Source organism: Gottfriedia sp. NPDC057991, from assembly GCF_042886615.1.
Taxonomy (GTDB): Bacteria; Bacillota; Bacilli; order Bacillales; family Bacillaceae_G; genus Gottfriedia.
In genome coordinates, this window is sequence record NZ_JBHVQN010000005.1 from 14174 (window position 1) to 32459 (window position 18286).

Annotated in this window: 22 protein-coding genes and 1 pseudogene; 5 read left to right on the forward strand and 18 right to left on the reverse strand. The window is 31.2% G+C overall.

What is annotated here, in order from left to right:
- Positions 1–7: 7 nt before the first annotated feature.
- Both ACFVR2_RS16655 and ACFVR2_RS16660 read right to left on the reverse strand, forming a co-directional pair.
- A pseudogene (locus ACFVR2_RS16655) lies at positions 8–2095 on the reverse strand (heavy metal translocating P-type ATPase); the annotation flags it as partial.
- A 72-nt stretch (positions 2096–2167) separates the two neighbouring features.
- Positions 2168–2551: an ArsR/SmtB family transcription factor gene (locus ACFVR2_RS16660; protein ID WP_387363958.1), complete on the reverse strand. Its 384-nt coding sequence runs from the start codon at positions 2549–2551 to the stop codon at positions 2168–2170.
- Positions 2552–2714: 163 nt separating this feature from the next.
- Here ACFVR2_RS16660 and ACFVR2_RS16665 point away from each other — a divergent pair, with 163 nt between their 5' ends.
- Positions 2715–2876, forward strand: coding sequence for a hypothetical protein (locus tag ACFVR2_RS16665; RefSeq protein ID WP_335412748.1), 162 nt, complete (start codon positions 2715–2717; stop codon positions 2874–2876).
- A gap of 88 nt (positions 2877–2964) precedes the next feature.
- On the opposite strand, the gene ACFVR2_RS16670 is transcribed toward ACFVR2_RS16665, so the two are convergent.
- From ACFVR2_RS16670 to ACFVR2_RS16685, 4 genes are all read right to left on the reverse strand, one after another.
- On the reverse strand, positions 2965–3480 hold the full coding sequence (locus tag ACFVR2_RS16670; protein WP_387363962.1) for a PCYCGC motif-containing (lipo)protein: 516 nt from the start codon (positions 3478–3480) through the stop codon (positions 2965–2967).
- 76 nt (positions 3481–3556) lie between these two features.
- Complete coding sequence (locus tag ACFVR2_RS16675) at positions 3557–3937, reverse strand: hypothetical protein (RefSeq protein WP_387363965.1); 381 nt, start codon at positions 3935–3937, stop codon at positions 3557–3559.
- A 31-nt stretch (positions 3938–3968) separates the two neighbouring features.
- Positions 3969–4475 (reverse strand): GNAT family N-acetyltransferase, encoded by a 507-nt coding sequence (locus tag ACFVR2_RS16680; RefSeq protein ID WP_387363968.1) that lies wholly within the window; start codon positions 4473–4475, stop codon positions 3969–3971.
- 64 nt (positions 4476–4539) lie between these two features.
- The gene (locus tag ACFVR2_RS16685; protein WP_387363971.1) at positions 4540–5247 is read right to left on the reverse strand and encodes a DNA alkylation repair protein; all 708 of its coding nucleotides are present in this window, start codon (positions 5245–5247) and stop codon (positions 4540–4542) included.
- Between the two features lie 87 nt (positions 5248–5334).
- Between ACFVR2_RS16685 and ACFVR2_RS16690 the strand changes: the two genes are divergently transcribed.
- Positions 5335–6120 carry a carbonic anhydrase gene (locus ACFVR2_RS16690; protein WP_387363974.1) on the forward strand — a complete coding sequence of 262 codons (786 nt, stop codon included), beginning with the start codon at positions 5335–5337 and terminating at the stop codon, positions 6118–6120.
- 268 nt (positions 6121–6388) lie between these two features.
- Here ACFVR2_RS16690 and ACFVR2_RS16695 read toward each other — a convergent pair whose 3' ends face one another.
- Entirely contained in the window at positions 6389–6952 is a 564-nt protein-coding gene (locus tag ACFVR2_RS16695; protein WP_098427824.1) for a beta-class carbonic anhydrase, read from the reverse strand.
- Between the two features lie 283 nt (positions 6953–7235).
- Here ACFVR2_RS16695 and ACFVR2_RS16700 point away from each other — a divergent pair, with 283 nt between their 5' ends.
- Entirely contained in the window at positions 7236–8060 is an 825-nt protein-coding gene (locus tag ACFVR2_RS16700; RefSeq protein WP_387363977.1) for an aldo/keto reductase, read from the forward strand.
- A 140-nt stretch (positions 8061–8200) separates the two neighbouring features.
- Here the strand turns inward: ACFVR2_RS16700 and ACFVR2_RS16705 are convergent, their stop codons facing one another.
- The 10 genes from ACFVR2_RS16705 to ACFVR2_RS16750 form a co-directional block, all read right to left on the reverse strand.
- A complete protein-coding gene (locus tag ACFVR2_RS16705; protein ID WP_387363980.1) occupies positions 8201–8842 on the reverse strand; it encodes an alanyl-tRNA editing protein in 642 nt (213 codons plus the stop codon).
- A 105-nt stretch (positions 8843–8947) separates the two neighbouring features.
- Positions 8948–9409: a hypothetical protein gene (locus tag ACFVR2_RS16710; RefSeq protein ID WP_387363983.1), complete on the reverse strand. Its 462-nt coding sequence runs from the start codon at positions 9407–9409 to the stop codon at positions 8948–8950.
- Between the two features lie 269 nt (positions 9410–9678).
- Positions 9679–11067, reverse strand: a complete 1389-nt coding sequence (locus tag ACFVR2_RS16715) for a HAMP domain-containing sensor histidine kinase (RefSeq protein ID WP_387363986.1) — start codon at positions 11065–11067, stop codon at positions 9679–9681.
- 14 nt (positions 11068–11081) lie between these two features.
- The gene (locus ACFVR2_RS16720; protein WP_056471929.1) at positions 11082–11750 is read right to left on the reverse strand and encodes a response regulator transcription factor; all 669 of its coding nucleotides are present in this window, start codon (positions 11748–11750) and stop codon (positions 11082–11084) included.
- A gap of 436 nt (positions 11751–12186) precedes the next feature.
- Positions 12187–12750 carry a Gmad2 immunoglobulin-like domain-containing protein gene (locus tag ACFVR2_RS16725; protein ID WP_387363989.1) on the reverse strand — a complete coding sequence of 188 codons (564 nt, stop codon included), beginning with the start codon at positions 12748–12750 and terminating at the stop codon, positions 12187–12189.
- 137 nt (positions 12751–12887) lie between these two features.
- Entirely contained in the window at positions 12888–13799 is a 912-nt protein-coding gene (locus ACFVR2_RS16730) for an AEC family transporter (protein WP_387363992.1), read from the reverse strand.
- 41 nt (positions 13800–13840) lie between these two features.
- Positions 13841–13978: an SHOCT domain-containing protein gene (locus ACFVR2_RS16735; RefSeq protein WP_387365065.1), complete on the reverse strand. Its 138-nt coding sequence runs from the start codon at positions 13976–13978 to the stop codon at positions 13841–13843.
- Positions 13971–14252, reverse strand: a complete 282-nt coding sequence (locus ACFVR2_RS16740; RefSeq protein WP_387363995.1) for a hypothetical protein — start codon at positions 14250–14252, stop codon at positions 13971–13973. The genes ACFVR2_RS16735 and ACFVR2_RS16740 overlap by 8 nt, the downstream gene beginning before the upstream one ends.
- Before the next feature lie 259 nt (positions 14253–14511).
- Positions 14512–14964 (reverse strand): VOC family protein, encoded by a 453-nt coding sequence (locus tag ACFVR2_RS16745; RefSeq protein ID WP_387363998.1) that lies wholly within the window; start codon positions 14962–14964, stop codon positions 14512–14514.
- 37 nt (positions 14965–15001) lie between these two features.
- Complete coding sequence (locus ACFVR2_RS16750) at positions 15002–15676, reverse strand: VOC family protein (protein ID WP_387364001.1); 675 nt, start codon at positions 15674–15676, stop codon at positions 15002–15004.
- A 150-nt stretch (positions 15677–15826) separates the two neighbouring features.
- On the opposite strand from ACFVR2_RS16750, the gene ACFVR2_RS16755 reads away from it, so the two are divergent.
- The gene (locus tag ACFVR2_RS16755) at positions 15827–16378 is read left to right on the forward strand and encodes a GNAT family N-acetyltransferase (protein ID WP_387364004.1); all 552 of its coding nucleotides are present in this window, start codon (positions 15827–15829) and stop codon (positions 16376–16378) included.
- 16 nt (positions 16379–16394) lie between these two features.
- On the opposite strand, the gene ACFVR2_RS16760 is transcribed toward ACFVR2_RS16755, so the two are convergent.
- A complete protein-coding gene (locus ACFVR2_RS16760) occupies positions 16395–17144 on the reverse strand; it encodes an SDR family NAD(P)-dependent oxidoreductase (protein ID WP_387364007.1) in 750 nt (249 codons plus the stop codon).
- Positions 17145–17286: 142 nt separating this feature from the next.
- On the opposite strand from ACFVR2_RS16760, the gene ACFVR2_RS16765 reads away from it, so the two are divergent.
- The gene (locus ACFVR2_RS16765) at positions 17287–18165 is read left to right on the forward strand and encodes a LysR family transcriptional regulator (RefSeq protein ID WP_387364010.1); all 879 of its coding nucleotides are present in this window, start codon (positions 17287–17289) and stop codon (positions 18163–18165) included.
- The last annotated feature ends 121 nt before the right edge of the window (positions 18166–18286 follow it).

Here is an 18286-nt window from a genome sequence, read left to right on the forward strand (position 1 = left end):
TTTAGCTTTATTTATGTCTTAATACTCTCATCGAGTTCAATACTGCCAATACAGTAACACCAACGTCTGAAATTACGGCTTCCCACATTGTAGCTATTCCGATTACACCTAGTAATAAGAAAAATCCTTTCACTGCTAAAGCAAAAAAGATGTTTTGCCATACAATTTGTCTTGTACGTTTAGCGATTTTAATTGCATCAACAATTTTTGAAGGTTCATCCGACATTAATACAACATCAGCAGCTTCGATCGCTGCATCGGAACCAATCCCCCCCATTGCAATTCCAATATCTGCTTGAGCTAAAACTGGTGCATCATTAATACCGTCCCCAACAAATGCAATTTTTTCTTTCGATGATTTTATTTTTTCGATCAATTCAAGCTTTTCTACTTTCTGATGTGGAAGAAGCTCTGAATAAATATCATCTATTGCAAGTTCTTTACCAATGCTTTTCGCAACTGAGTTAGAATCACCGGTTAACATGACCGTCTTTTTAATTCCAACTTTTTTAAGCTCAAGTATAGCTTTTTTCGCATCATCTTTTAGTTGATCTGCAATGACAATCGATCCGATATAATGCTTATTTTTTGCTAAATAAACTGTTGTGCCTACTTCTCTTGTTGGTTCATATAAAATTGAATGACTTTCCATTAGCCTTGAATTACCTACTAACAGTGCGTCTCCATTAACCATAACGCTAATTCCATGTCCCGCAATTTCAGTATAGTTAGATAGCTTTGCTTCAACAATATCTTTACCATACTTTTGACGAATTGATAATGCGATTGGGTGAGTAGAATAAAACTCTCCATAAGCAGCTAATTCTAGTAGCTCCTCTTTCGAATGACCACGTGTAGGTATAATCGAGCTTACTTGGAATTGCCCTTTCGTCAACGTTCCAGTTTTATCAAACACAATATATTTCAAATCATTTAATGCTTCTAAATAATTACTTCCTTTTACTAATACTCCTGATTTTGAAGCTGCTCCGATTCCTCCGAAAAATCCTAATGGAATTGAAACAACTAAAGCACATGGGCATGAAATAACTAGGAAAATTAATGCTCGATATACCCAATCGTAAAGTGTTTCACCAGGAATAATAATTGGTGGGATGATTGCAATAATAGCTGCTGTGATCACAACTATAGGTGTGTAAACCTTTGCAAATTTTGTGATAAAGTTTTCAGTAGGTGCCTTTTTATTTGTTGCATTTTGAACAAGTTCTAATATTTTTGATACTGTCGATTCATTAAATTCCTTCGTGACTTCAATTTCAAGTAAACCTTGAACATTTATAAATCCACTTAATACTTCATCACCTTCAAATATTTCTCTTGGTAATGACTCACCAGTTAATGCAGAAGTATTAACACTTGAAGATCCACTTTTTACAATTCCATCTAATGGAACCCTTTCCCCAGGTTTAACGATGATTATGTCACCAATTTGAATCTTTTCAGGAGATACTTGTTCAGTTTTGTCACCATTTTTTAAATTAGCATAATCAGGACGGATATCCATTAATTTCGAAATCGAATTCCGTGATCGATTTACTGCAATACTTTGGAACAATTCACCTAGCTGATAAAATAGCATTACTGCAACAGCTTCAGGGTACTCTCCGATAATAAATGCACCAATTGTCGCTACTCCCATTAAAAAATTTTCATCAAATACTTGCCCTCTGAAAATATTACGAATAGCTTTTAAAACAACGTCAGCACCCGCTATTAAATAGGCCGCTATAAAAATAATCAATTGATAGAGCATTGGTACATTAAGTAATTGAGCTAAAATTAATAAAGCAGTACCGATTCCTAATTTAGCAATAAGTTTTTTTGTTTCATCATTCATTCCCTGTTGCTTCTCTTGCCCAAGTTTTGAATCCATTTTTGAAACAGGATTAATATGCGGTTCTAAAACGCGAATCTTATCTTTAGCGCTCTCGATAACTGATTCTTTTTGTTCCTCACTCGTTGTAATTGTCATCGTTAATGTTGCAAAGTTTACTGAACATGCATCAACGCCTTCAAGTGTGGAAACTCCTTTTTCAATCTTCATTGCACAATTAGCGCAATCAAGTCCTTCTAATTTTAATTCACTATTTACTTGCCTTTGCCCCCTACTCAACAAACTCAACTCCTCTCTCAAGAAACACCTATATTAATCCTCTAAAATATGTTCTAGTGCTTGATTGAAAATTTGCGTAACATGATCATCTGCTAACGAGTAATAAACTACTTTACCTTCTTTACGATTTTTTACTAAATGCGCCTGTTTTAATACTCGTAATTGATGTGATATAGATGATTGAGTCATTTCTAATAAATAAGCTAGGTCACATACGCACATCTCAGATTGACTTAGTGCATGTAATATTCTCGTTCTCGTCTTATCTCCAAGAACTTTAAAAAGTTCGGCTACTCCTATCAGTGTTTCAATATTCAACATGCTTTCTTTTACTGAAAGAATTATATCCTCATGTATAACCGTTTGTTGACAAGCTTCTTCACATACTTCGTCAACTTTCTTCTTTTCTTCAATCATAAACTGTCCTCCTATGAATACCTGAACAATCATTCATATGTTTTCTATAATGTATATTATATGAGTGATTGTTCATATGTGTCAAAATATTATTTGTAAAATTTAAAGGAATATTACATATGATAAAGAAATGATTAGTAATGCATACAAAAGGAGAAAATTAATGACTCTAATCGGATATCTTTTTTGGGGAATTTGCTTAGTAGCCGTATTATTTATGTTTTTAATCGAAAAAAAATTAGGAACAACTCCTCCTTATAAAACAGAGCATCAAGTATTATATGAAGAAATTACGAAAATTGATCGATCTATAATGCAAGAATAAATAGTAGAAATAAAAAAGTCAGACAGTTACTAGAATTTCTCAGTAACTGTCTGACTTTTTATTTACTATCACTTTTTTTCCTATATCCTTAACCCTGTTCTTTTGGCATTGGTGTATTTGTTGGCTTGGCATATCCATCTTTAAATTTATTGTCAATGTATTTTCGAATTTCTAAAGGCGTTTTCCCTTCTTGCTGTAATTTCGCTGATTCAACTGCAATCTCCATACAGTTGACGCATGAAGTTGCATGGCTATCCCATACGATTGAACCGTCTTCTTTTTCATCATGAATAAAGCAATCTAAATTACTTTTATGACCTATACTTTCACCGCAACCACAATAACATGGAATATTTTTAAGTAATTCAGTATGCTGTGCTGCCACCATATAGATTTGCTGAATTTGTTGTTCTTTATCACCTAAAAACTTAGGTAAAGTTTCTTTATTGATTGTTTGTTCTCTAATATCACTTGTTTGAATATGTTCGGCATGATTTTCGTGGCTCTTTGTAGTATTCGTTTCAGCTTGTTGATTACTGCATCCTGTAAATAAAATGGATATCGTTAAAGCTGAAAGTACACTATGAATTGTTTTTCGTTTCATCCTTTCCCTCCAATATTTCCTCTTTTAATCTTATTTTAATAATTATTAGAGTGGAAAACAAATACTTGAACATTCACTATGAATAGATTATTGAATCAATCAACATTTGCAATAAACTTGTAAATAAAAAGAAAAATCTAATCAAAAAACCAGTCCATGCAAAACGTCTATATTTTTCCCAACGTTCCTGATTATCATTACGTTTACAGATCCACATTAATATCCAAAATCCAAGTGGTAAAATTGGTATTTCAATTCGATATTGATCAAAATTCAAATTAATACTAAAGACAAATAAACCGATAAGCATTGCAATAATAGCCTTCCATACTTCTGGCTTCAAATCATTTGTTCTATAGATCCAAATTAGTAAAATTCCAAGAGTTATATAATTTACTAGCGTAATAATAATGGTAGAAACAAAGTGAAATTCATCAAAATGGATATTAAAGTCCATTAGATTCTCCTTTTAGTTAATTTGATGATTTCTAATAATTATGACGGTCTTTACGATAATATTTAGTTAATTCATCATTTTCATCGTCTATTGATTCTAAAATTAAATTAAACCCTTTTTTCTCAAGGATTTTTACTGAATAGATGTTTTTTGCTTCAACGGTAGCTACAATAAAATTTAACTTTCTGATTCCAAAACAATAATCTTCTATTAAACTAGCAATTTCAGAGCCGTAACCATTTCCCCATTCTTCTTCAGCTAATCGATAGCCTATTTCAAACTCTTCTGCTTCATTTTTAATGATCGCACATGTTCCAATCAATTGATTAGTCTCATTTTTACAAACTGCCATCACTTCAAAATCTGAATTTTTCTCCTTATACATTTGCAGAATCTTATTTAATTCATTTTCAGTTTCTTCTAATGTTTTGGGACGATTTGTTATGTATCTCATTACATTTGCATTAGATTGAAGTATGTGTAGATGATCTAGGTCGTCCATTTTAAGCTTTCTTAAGTATAGTCTATTTGATTTCATAATCATGGTTATCTCCCGTTTCTCTCTAATAAAAAGTCACCATATAAATAGGTGACTGATCAATTTAACAAATACATGTTTTTTTCTTTACTCCAAGCTTTCCCCTCGCCTCAACCTTTTCAATATAATCAGTCGCTAAAGGTACCTTACAAGCCGTATCTCCTACGTTCACGTGGACTTTTCCAATCTTTTGACCAACCATCATCGCTTCAACTGTAAGACTTGGTACAAAACTTCCTACTGCAATTACAAACCCATTCATCGTATAACGAACTCTATTTTTTGAAGTATGTATATTATTTTCAATATAATTAAGTAATTTACGAACTTCTTCTTTATCAATCTCTTCATCTGGTGCAATTGATAAATAATGACTATAAGTGCTCCATCCACAATTTTCAATTAATTCATCATCTGACTTCAACCATTCTCTAGCTAATTCGATTGCATATATGCTTTCTGCGGCAACAGCACCTACTATACTTTCAGCAATCATAGACCAGTGAGCTTCTTTCGCCCAATTTTGAAGCTGTTCTTTTGTCATTAACTTTGGATTAATTGATAAACCTGCCAAATACATTGCATCTGAATTTCCAGTTTCAAAAAGTGATAGCGCTAATTCTTGATCCTTTTTAACATATTTAACAAGCTTTTTCAGATCACCAATTTTAACGCCAAAAAAAGGTTCCTTTGCACCATGGCGCAAAAAAGTTTTTTTCGTTTGCTCAGTTCCCATTTCCTCTAATGATTTCATTACTTCTTCTAACGTCATCATTTTCTCCCCCTAATAAATGTTTGTTCCGTAACATCGTTGTCTAAAATGTATCCTATCATACATATCAAGGAAGGAAAGTACAAAATGAACTATTTTTATCTATTCATCATACTATTCAGTCTTACATTCTCAGCCTGTTCAAATAATAAGATCGTGCATGAGGTTCATCTAAATAAATCAACAGTTTCAACTGCAAGAAATGAAGACTGGTCTTACACAGGGAAAACTGGACCTAATTATTGGAGTTCACTCAATAAAGATTATTCACTATGTTCAAATGGGAAACAACAATCTCCAGTTAATATTGATCAAACTATAAAAAAATCACTACCTTTAGGGATAAACTATCATAATGATCTTTTTAAAATAGATAGGTCGCAGTACACGGTAAAATTCATTCCAGTAAATCACTCCAACTCAATTAATTTAAATGGATCAAATTATACATTAAAACAATTTCATTTCCATACTCCAAGTGAGCATACAATAAATGGGAAACAAAGTGATTTAGAGATTCATTTTATAAATGAAAATAAAAAAAAATCTTTAATTACCATCGGAGTACTTGTTGATCGTGGTAGATTGAATAAAGAATTCCAAAAAATCCTTAATGCAAATCCTATGGATGAGGACCTTGGTGGAAAAGTTGTAAAACTAAATTTACAGTCCTTTATTCCATATACTAGTAAAAAGTTTTCATACACTGGCTCTTTTACAACTCCTCCATGTACTGAAGGGATTAAATGGATCGTCTTTAACAAACCTATACAATTTTCCGAAGAACAAGTCCATTCTTTTCAAAATTATTTCGGTCCAAATAGCCGTCCCGTTCAGCCATTATATGGTAGAGATTTATTTGAATCTTGGTAAACATAACGGGTTTATGAGTAAGTATCGTTACTTGATTATGAAAATAACTTACTCATAACAGGTTCATGAGGAACTATTAATGCTCAATTTCCAAATTTACTTCCTCATAACAGGTTTATGAGGAACTATTTAATACTCGAAGTTGAAAATTACTTACTAATAACATCCTGGTGTGAAATCAACGGATAATTCCTATTTAGCTACCATCTTCTTTTTCAACACCACAAAAAAAGTTATCCTACTTAAAGGATAACTTTTTTGTTTAACGTTATTCAGCAGTTTTTTCATCTCGATGAACTACTTCTAATTTTCCTGTATGTGGGTCAATTACTAAACCATGAATTTCAACCTCTTTTGGAACAAGTGGATGGTTTTTAATAATTGAAACGCTGTGGTTAACACTGTCGTATACATTCGTAAAACCAGTTAACCATTTGTCTAAATCTAAACCTGAAAAACCTAAAATTTCTAGGTTTTCTTCTTTAATTCCTCGTTCAACCATTTTTTCTTTCATTCGTGTAGGATTTGTATTACCCATTCCACACTCATGGTGACCGATTACTAATACTTCTTTAGCTCCAAGTTCATAGATTGAAACTAGAATACTTCTCATAACTGAACCAAACGGATGCGCAATAACTGCACCAGCCGTTTTGATCATTTTCACGTCACCGTTTCTAATATCAAGAGCCTTTGGTAAAAGCTCAACTAGGCGTGTATCCATACAAGTAACAACTACAACCTCTTTATTCGGAAACTTTGAAGCTATGTATTGCTCATATTCCTTATTCTCAACAAACTTCTTATTAAAATCTAAAATTTGATCTAACATAATTTCCCCTCCAAACAAAAATAAAGAGCATTTTTCCTATACCTATATTGAAGGAAAAGCTCAAAATATACAACCATTTTGCACTCATTCATAGTATTATTCTAAAATTATGTTTTCATTTATTCCGTTTTATTTTTATTTTTTAGTATGGAACAACACGTTCAGACAATTTAACCAATCGAATTGCTTTTTTATTAAATTACCATTAATTGCTATCAATTTTTTTTATTTTTAAAATTTATATTGTACACTAGACTTAGTCTTTAATAAGGAGGGAATTAAAATGAAGTTTGAACATTCTATTGCATTACATAATGGAGTTAAAATGCCTCAATTAGGTTTAGGTGTGTGGCGTGTGTCACCAGAAGATGGTGTAGATGCAGTCCGAACAGCTATCGAAGTAGGTTATCGTCATATTGATACTGCAGCTGTCTATCAAAATGAAGAGCAAGTAGGTGAAGCAATTCGCCAATCTGGTGTTGCTCGTGATGAACTTTTTATTACAACAAAAGTTTGGAATGCTAATCAAGGTTATGATTCAACTTTAAAAGCACATGAAGAAAGTCTTAAAAAATTAGGCTTGGATTATGTTGATCTTTATTTAATTCACTGGCCAGTAAAAGAAAAATATTTAGATACATATAAAGCATTAGAAAGACTTTACGATGAAAAGCTTGTGCCAGCAATTGGTGTTTCAAATTTTCATGTCCATCACTTAGAAGATATTGCGGCTCATCGCAATATTAAACCAATGGTCGACCAAGTCGAATTGCACCCAATGTTTCAACAAAACGAATTACATGAATATTGTCATAAAAACGGTATTGCATTAGAAGCATGGAGCCCATTAATGCAAGGTGGCGAAGCTTTAACAAATCCTGTTATAAAAGAGATTGCGGATCAGTATGGTAAAACTACTGCCCAAGTCATCATCCGTTGGCACTTACAACGCAATGTAATCGTTATTCCTAAATCAATAACACCTTCACGAATTCAAGAAAACTTTGAAGTATTCAACTTCGAGCTTTCATCAAATGATATGCAACAAATTGCTACACTTGATGCAAATAAGCGTGTAGGTCCAGATCCTGATAATTTTGATTTCTAAGAGGCAGATTTGGGCGTAGAGGAAATTTATAATAATGAATTAGAAATGGCTACCCATCTTTTGAAAGGTAGCCATTTTTTCTTATACATTAGATGCACGAATTTAATATTCATTTTTACTGAATTAATAAATTTATATAATCAAATTAAATAAATTTCGATCCGTTCTTTCCCTCCACCTATATTGTTTCGTTTTAACTTTATTCCTTTAATTTCTCCTGTTCGCTTAATATGTGTCCCACCGCACGAAACTTTACCAAAGCCTTTGATTTCCCAATATCTTCTCTGATTTTTCAGGTCATCAAACTCACTATTTATTTCCAAATCTGCATCAATCAGTTCCTTTGCTTTTGTCTCTAAAAGTGGGAATGTTTCCGAGATTTTTCCATCCCAATAAAAATCAATCCTAGCTTTATCATTAGTAATATTTGCACCAATTTTTTCAGGCTCATTATAGCTTTGATACATTAGCTCCAAGATGATTTCTGCAGCAAAATGTAATTTCATAATTCGATATCGTTTCTCCCAGTCGATCTCTATCACTACTTCCTGTCCTTTTTGAAGATTATGATTTTCTGGCAAAGTGTATCTAATTTCTAATCCTTCCTTCTTAGCTTCAATCACCTCATAATCTCCAATTCTCCCAGAGTCTGATTGTTGCCCACCTGAAAAGGCATAAATAATCGTTTGGTTTAAAGTAACCTCCCTGCCATCTACTTCCGTAACAATTGCAGAGGCTTTTGTAAGATAAGGATCTTGCCAAAAAAGTTTTTTTACTCCCATCGTTTTACTCCTTATTCGTTTTTGGTTTGATGATTTCTTTTTTATGTTTAGTAAAAAAAGGAACAATTTTTATGAATTGTCCCTCTTCTAACTAAACCCTATAACTTACTTTGATACAACTTCACTACTTTTGACTAATTCAATACGCACTTTTTTAAGTCCGTCTTTTTCATCAACATATGTACTTAATTTCCAATTTGCTGCAAGTGTATGATTAATTAGATTAATTGCTTCTTCAGATAAATGAATTCCTTGAATTGCAGTTCCCATATCTTCATAATCTTTTTCAACTTCAATGCCAAATTTATATCTTAATAAAGTCATTAATGAGCCTTTTGTTAAAAATTTGATTTGATAGCCATCATTAATAATTTTTTTAAAATTCTCTTCATTACTTTTGTACAGATTTATCAATGTTTCCCAGTTAGGAAAACCATTACCATATTGATTTAAAAACTCGAAATTCTCTTCTTTCACAGTGTTTATTAACTGAATGTTTTCTACACCAGCACTACGTAGACTTTCAATCATAATTGCATTATTAATAGCAATACTAACAAAGCTCATCTTTGTTCTCCCTCCAAATTAAACGAATTTTCTTTTTATTCAACTTTATCATAAAATATGGCACTAAACTATTAAATTGATGAGATTTACACGGAGATTATGAGGATTGGGAATGCTTTGTGAACTTTACTGTTTATTAAAACAGATTGGTATACGAATAAGTTTAGTCTAAGTTATTGATGATTAAATCGCTTCAATATATTACTAAATACGAAAAAAATCACAAGATCCTGTAACAGATCTTGTGATTTTACTTCTTTTTGGAGAATTTAAATTGTGTTTAAAGTGATGAAGGCAGTTGTGCCTTCTCCATTTATACTTGTAATTTGTAGATTGCCACCATAGTTTTCAATTAGGTCTTTTGCTATTGATAATCCTAAACCATTACCACCGTTAGCTCGACTTCTCGCTTTATCAGCTCGATAAAATCGGTCAAATATATGATTGATATCTTCTTCTTTAATACCGATTCCGTTGTCTTTCACTTTGATTTCGATCTTGTTTGCAACTTGAGAAGTAGTTATATCGATAATGGTGTGATCTTTACTGTATTTAACTGCATTATCAAACAAAATAATTAATATTTGCATTAAATGTTCTCTTGCAATGTTTGCTTTATCAACAATTTGATTAGGAGTATGGAAGTAAATTTCCAAATCTTCATGTAATAGCTGATAATTGTTTATGATCTCATTTAATACTTCATTAATATTTGTTGGAGCATACTGTTCGATCTTTTCGCTATTTTTCTCTAGCTTCGTCAACTGTAGAAGCTCATTCGTTAAAATAATCATTCTGTTTGTTTCATTAATACATGTATTTAATGAGTTTTCTAAAACAGTTTCGTCTTTTTTCCCCCAGCGATTAACTAGTGATAAGTGACCATGAATGATTGCTAAAGGTGTTCTTAATTCATGAGAAGCATCTTCAACAAATCGCTTTTGTCTTGTAATTGATGCCTCTAGCTCATCCATCATTTTGTTAAAAAGTAGACCGAGTTCAGACAACTCATCTTTTGTTTCTCCTACATAAACACGCTCTTTTAATTGATTATTTTTAATTTTAATCATTGTTTGGTTTAAATTTTTAATAGGATTTAATATTTTTTTAGATAAGAAATAACCACTGAGAATACTTAAAATTAACGAAATGGTTGTTCCTAGAACGAGAATCATGAAAGATTCTTTAATTAATTTCGAAAAGATGTCTACATTCATCGCAACTTCTAATACACCGTCAAAATTCTTATAATGTAACACCTTACTATTAATTAATATTTCTTGATTGTTTTTTCTATGTTTTTGAATTTCACCGAAGTCTTTTTTAGTAATAGGAATTTTAGGCATTTTTCTAGAAACTGTAAAAATTACTTTTCCATCTTTATCTAATAATCGGATCATTTCATTATTTTGTATAATTTTTTCAAAATACACTTTATTTTCTACTAAAGAGCTAGCATTTGGTCTCTTTGTTTTATACTCTTCATCTAAATAAGCTGACGTTTCATTTAATCTTTTTTCAATTCGATTTTGCTGCTGTTTCATTACAGACATTTGAATCAATGCAGATTGAATAAAATTACATAATGTAAATATGAAAAACATAAGCACTGCGATTGTAATTGTTATTTTCCATCTAATCGAAAGCTTATTTAACAAGGTAAAATTCACCTCTACATCCTCATTACATACCCAGTACCCCTTACAGTGTGAATATAGGTATTGTTTTTATCATCTAGTTTTGTTCTTAAATAGCTAATATAGACATCTACTACGTTTGTTTCAATTGTAGAGCCATAGCCCCATACAGTTTCTAATAAAATTTCTCTAGTTAATACACGATTTACATTGCTCATTAATAAATACAATAAATCAAATTCTTTTTTAGTTAAATCAATGATTGCTTCATCTTTTTTAACAACTCGAGCTGCAGAATCTAGCGACAAATCTTTAAACTTTAAGCAGTGTAAATTTGTTGAACGATCGATTCGTCTAAAGATTGCTCGCATATGAGCTAAAAGTTCTTCAATAACAAATGGTTTTGAAATATAATCATCTGCACCACTATCCAAACCTGAAATTCGATCAAAAACACTATCTCTTGCTGTAATCATAATAATTGGCGTGTCTTTATGCGCTCTAATTCTTCTGCAAACTTCAATTCCACTTAAATTAGGAAGCATTAAATCAAGCAAGATCAAGTCAAATTCTTGGTCGATTGCTAGGTTTAAACCGTCTCTACCATCATTTGAAATATGAACTTCATTTCCTTCATACTCTAATTCTAAACGTATAAAATTTGCTAATTCTTTCTCATCTTCTATAATTAATATTTTTTTCATTTAATTTATCCCTCATTTTTTTTATAATAACATCTATAAAATTATTATTTGTATTGTATAAGGATATCTGTTTAAGATGAAAATGGCTTTACGAATATTTTAAAATTCAATTAGAGTTTTATTAGAAATTTTTAATATTTTAACTTAATAATCTTGATATTACTACCTATTGTGTACATTTTCTAATAATTCCACTTAAAAATGATTAAAATTTATTTAAGAATATATTTAACGCTTTCCAAAAGATAAGGTAAAAGTTTTATAATTTCCGCTTATTTTATGTAATTTTTAAAGGTTAATTTCTAAGATTTCAAAAAAAATGGCTTTAGCATTTGCTAAAGTCATTTTCATACTAAAAAAATAATTTGTCAATGAAGTAAGTCACACTACAATGATCATCACTGATTTTAAAATCAATTTTCCTAATCTTCCTAACTTATTTATAATTAGGAAACTGAATCGGAATATTTAGTATATGTTCAGGTTGGCCGTCTTTTGCACTTGCTACATATAGTGTAAGTACTCCATTTGGACTAGTTGGCTGGTCATAATTTATCACTAATTTAAAGTTCCCCCATTCTGGAGCCCCTATATCAGCCATTGTGTGACCTTCTGCTAATACATTATGACCATCTTCTATTCGATAAAGAAATGTTGCTTCAAAAACACTAGCTTTCCCTTCAACAATTAACACATTTTTACCTGTTGAGTCATTTACAACTGAAGTAACTTTAAATGCATCGTTTTCAACTGGTGTAAATACTTTTACTGGTGGCTTAGTTTCATCCTTTTTTGGTGGATTATTATTTCCTTTATCAGTATTTTTGTCTTTATCTGGTGTAGTGCCCTTATCAGTATTTTTGTTCTTATCTGGTTTAGTCCCCTTATCAACTTGTGATGACTGATCATCTTTTTTGCCATAACCGTAGTCACTTGACTGACAGCTTGTTAAACAGAATATGCTTAAAATTATAAGTCCAATAAATAAAAATCTTTTCATTCTATTAATCACCCCTAGATTAATTTATTGCTGCAGATTAAAAATTGTTCTGAATCAAACTATTTATTTTTAGTAAAAGATGAAATGCATTTTTACCGAGGATGACTTCTAGGAATAGGAATGAAGTTTTAAATACATTAAAAGAACGTACTAGAAAGCTGTATTACAATTGGTAAAGTTAGACTACTTAATATCGTTGAGGTAATTACAGTTTGTGCTGCAAAACTTGCATGCGGACCTTTGAATGATAGTAATGCGCTGTTTCTTGAACTTGGAAAGGCACTACCTATAAAGAGGGCTTTTGCAACCACGCCTTCAAAACCGAAAATTTTTATAAGAGCAAATGCAATAATCGGACCACCAATTAATCTTAAGAAGTTACTAATCGCTAAATTGTTCCAGCTAATTGCTTTCCCCGATTCAGCTAATTGAGCTCCAAGTGTAATTAGCGCAAATGGGGCGAATGACTCAGTAATAGGATTTAAAATGGTAACTAATTCATGATTTAATTTCACATGAGATAGTTGAAGGATAAAACCAAGTGCTACACTATATATGATTGGTAGTTTAAGCATTTTCAAAATTGCTTCTTTCATTTGGACCGAAGCCTCTGCATTATATACACCAACAGTAAATGTCATTATATTTTGAAACAAAACGATTAAAACTCCAATACTCAATGCAAAAGGATCATTTTTAAAAACTAACGCATTTACAGGTAATCCAAGATTTCCTGAATTATTTAATGCGATGCTATTAGCAAATGTACCTTGCATAGATTTTTCAATTCCTCTCCATCTGCAGATTAATGTTGAAATTAGAGACATGAAGACAAATTGAATTACCAAGTAAAATAAAACGCCACCTGCAACTTTACCTGATAACGGACTATCGTATATTTTCATAAATACTGCTACTGGAAGAAATAAGTAAACTAAGAGGGTTGTTAACGTACGTAAGTGAAGTTTAAAAAGACGATTAAATAAATAACCTAATATAACATAAAAAAATAGAGGTAACATAACTTCTAGTAGTAATTTTAGTACCATTTCTTTTCCTTCTTTCAGATGATAAACCACTTTTTATTTTTCTACATATCTCGGTTAAAAACTTTTTCCTTTTGTTTTTGAAATTCACTTTCTGTGATCACCCCGTCATTTTTTAATTTATTTAATTTATTTAATTTATTTAATTTATTTAATTTATTTAATTTATTTAATTTATTTATTTAATTTATTTAATTTAGGAAGTTTCACTTCAAAGTCCTCTTTTTCTCTTGTAATATACTCTTCAGCATTTACTTCATATTTTGATAAACCGCGAACACTAAAAACGTTATATCCATTAATAAGCGTAATCATTAAAGCAATTCCGATCCATAACAATCCGAACAAACCAGCTTTTGGTATTACAATTGTAAAACCAAGAACGATAAAAATAATGCCAATCATTAAACCAAAAAATGACTGCCCTTTACTTGGTTTAACTCGAATCTTTCTCAAATTTCCACCTCTTTTCATTTTAAAATTACTTTCTGAATGAAATAGAAGCTTTGACCTTTAAATTTGATAAAATATTACTTTGCTTTCGAAATACTATATTCGACAAATTATGTTTAAATACCTATTGCAATAATAAAAAACCACCTAATTAGGTGATTTTTAAAATTTTTTCATTAACTTATTTACACTATTTTATATTCAACCTGAAAGGTTTCTAGAAAATAATTTTCACACTATTTTTCAACAAATATCAAAAGAGTTATTTTGAATATTTTTCTTTCCATTCACTTAAATAGAGAACTTCATTTGTTTTTACAGATTCTCCATCAAGAAGTGAAATAAATTCTAAACTATTTCCATCAAGATCTCGAAAATAAACACTTGCTGCTGGCATCCAAGTATGCACAACTGGTTCAATTGGATTTAGTCCAAAAAAATTTTCAGTTGGTTGAATTCCTCTCTCTTTTAGCCATTCAATACTATTCTCTAGTTCATGTAGACTTACCCCAAAAGCGAAATGACCTTTGTGAAATTCCTTACCTTTCTCTAATTCCCATAGTCCGAGCATTTGTTTGTCCTCACCAATTAAAAAGAAAGCTACTCTTCTTTCTTCAATTTTATGAGCAAGCTTAATACCTAGTTTTTCGTAAAACATAATAGATTCTTCTAAGTTTCTCACTTGTAAATGAGTTTCATATATACTTTTAATCATCGCTTTTTCCCCTCTTTTCAAATGAGTTAACTTTGTATTACTTTATCCTATTAATCTTTATTTCTCCTCGATCACTTACTTTAATTAACTTTTCATTATCGACTGTAATGACGACCGGAAAAATTTCAGCCTGCTTATTTGAAAATAACCATTTTCTATTTGGCGGTCCTAAAAGAATATAACAACCTTTTGCCCCCATAAAATTCAAACTATTTACCATTTCTTTATTATTTCTTACTAAGATACCATTAGAGATTAATTGCTTACCTACTGGAAATACATCAAGTGTAGTTAGGTTTATTTCACTAATATTTATGATTGATTGAATAGAGAATGGTTTAGAACTCTTCGGTGAAATAGAGTGCCTCGAAATAAACTCCACAATATTTCCAGAAGGATCTTCAAAATAAAATGAATGCGCATCTAAAAATTCAAAGTAAATTTCATCAAGTCCATCTTCTATTGTTAATTTTACAAAAGATTGTGCCCATCTCTTTGCTTCTTGAAAGTGATTTGATGAAATATTGAAAGCGAAGTGATAGAAGGGATTAGCGTCTTCTTTTGTTTCTACAAACTCTAATAAACTTTCTCCTACTTCAATTGTGAAGCTATTACTCTTCATGCTTAGGCAGTTGAATTTTAAGTGGTTAATATAAAATTCTTTCGTTTTATTTAGTTGGCTAGTTTGTAAAACTACTTTATTGATTAACATATTGTTCTCACCTACTTATTCATTTAAGTATTTATATTTTAGCACTAAGCTCTTTAATTTTAAAAAATTCTGAATTTAAAACTCCTCAAGAATATCTCCAAGATGATATGATTTAATTAACTTTAACTCCAAATACAAGGAGGTTTGTACGTGATATTCAAAAAAAATAAGCTTACTATTCGTAGGTTAAAAGAAAGTGATGTTCCCCTTCTTGCAAAATGGCTTTCGAATCCTAAAGTTCTTCAATATTATGAAGGGCGTGATAATCCGTTCACCGCTGAAAAAGTTAAACGTATTTTTTTTACGAAAGATCCCTCTATTCAAATGTGTATTGTAGTTTATGAAAATATTGAGATAGGCTATATACAATTTTATAAGTTAGACGAAGAATCAAAAATTGAATATGGATATGAAAATACAAGTGAAGTTATTTACGGTATGGATCAATTTATTGGAGAAATTGATTTTTGGAATCGTGGGATTGGAAGTTTACTTGTCTCATCGATGGTGAATTTCTTAGTGAATAATCAAAACGCAAAGAAAGTAGTAGTAGATCCACAAACATGGAATGTACGCGCGATTAAATGCTACGAAAAATGTGGATTTAAAAAAGTTCGATTACTTCCGAAACATGAGTTACATGAAGGCGAATATAGAGATTGCTATGTGATGGAACATAAAAGGCTGCCTAATTATAATTAGACAGCCTTAATTTTATTTATTTGAAAGATGCATACCCTTCGTCTGCCATTACTACACTACCGTTAATTGCACTTGCTTCTTCTAAAGAAAGTAAGTAAACTGTGTCAGCAATTTGCTCTGGCCCTGTTAATTTATTCCCCATTACTTTTGCTTTCATCATATCAATAATTCCTTTGTCTTTATATCCTTGGATGATTGGTGTATCAACTGCGCCAGGTGCAACCGCAACAACTCGTATACCATATTCAGCTAATTCAAGAGCTGCTGATTTCGTCATCATAATTACAGCACCCTTCGTTGCATGATAAGCAAAAGTACCATGTGATGCTAAAAATCCAAATACTGATGCAGTGTTTATTATCACACCTTTAATCCCTAGCTCTTTCATTTTACGTGAAGCAGCCATAATGCCATATGCAACTCCGTGTTGATTAACAGCAATTGTTTTGTTATAAACTTCTAAATTCATGTCAATTAATGGTGAGTTCGCACCAATCCCTGCATTATTAAACATCACATCAATACGGCCAAATGTTTCAACTGTTTTTTCAACTAAGCTCTCAACATCCTCAAATTTAGAAACATCCGTTTTTACGAATATTGCTTCTCCACCCTCAGATTTAATTAAATCAACTACTTCATTTCCTAGTTCTTCATTGAAGTCTGCAACAACAACTTGGTCGCCTTTTCGTGTAAATTTTAATGCAGTTTCTTTCCCGATCCCACTAGCTCCACCTGTGATTACTGCTACTCTTTTTGTTGTCATTATGTTTTCCCCCTTAAGATCTAATAAATGATTTATTTATGTGTAGAACTTTATTACAACTTAATTGTATCAACGTTTTATATTAAATAAAATTTAGTTATACTTACTAATAATTCACTTAAACTTAATATAGGAGAAAAACATGAATCTTGAACAATTACAATATATTATAGAGGTTTCAAAATCGGGATCTCTAACTTTGGCAGCCCAAAAATCACATATCACTTTATCTGCAATTAGCCAATCAATCTCATTGTTGGAAAATGAACTTGGTGTATCTCTTTTCACGCGCTCTAGAGGTCAAAGTGCAATACCTACTCGAGAAGGTAAAGTAATTATTGAGAAAGCAATTGAAATTTTAATGAAAGTAAATGAGTTAAAAGAAGAAGCAAATGATTTTAAAAATACTTTATCAGGTGAACTTAGAATTGCAACGATTCCTGGTCCAACTCACCTACTTATTAATACTGTTTCTCGTTTTAAACAAGATTTTCCGTATGTAAAAATAGAAATTTTTGAAAGGGGACCAAATGAAATTATCGAAAATATTCAGTCCCACAAAATTGACATTGGGTTAATTGTATCCGAGGATTTAATTCCTAAAAACAGTGGATTAATCTATGAAAGATTACTCGAAGGTAAAATGGTCGTAGGGGTTAGCTCAACTTCACCTTTATCTTCACTAAAATCGCTCTCTCCTGAAAAACTGCAACAAGAAACGCTAATTCTTTATGACGATCCAATTATCAAAAATTTCGTAGAAGAATACATTTCTAAATTTGGGAAGACAAACATTTTATTTACGACGAATAATACTATCGCTATTGAAAATGCGGTAATGAGCGGTTTAGGCTTAACAATCGGTTTAGACTTTTCATTTTTGAAAAATAACGGTCTTGTTCCAATTGAAATTAAATTACCTAATCCATTACCTGTTCATTATGGTTGGGTTCGACACGATGGAAAGTTTTCATCACAAGCCGCTAAAACATTTTTGAACAGACTATCTTTAGAGATATAAGGTTCGGATGTTTTATAGGTTTAAAACAGTATGAGCAGAAATGTGAATCTAATCAATCTAATCTAATTGACTACTGGCAAATAATAAGGGATCTCTCACTTTTTGAGAAATCCCTTATTAT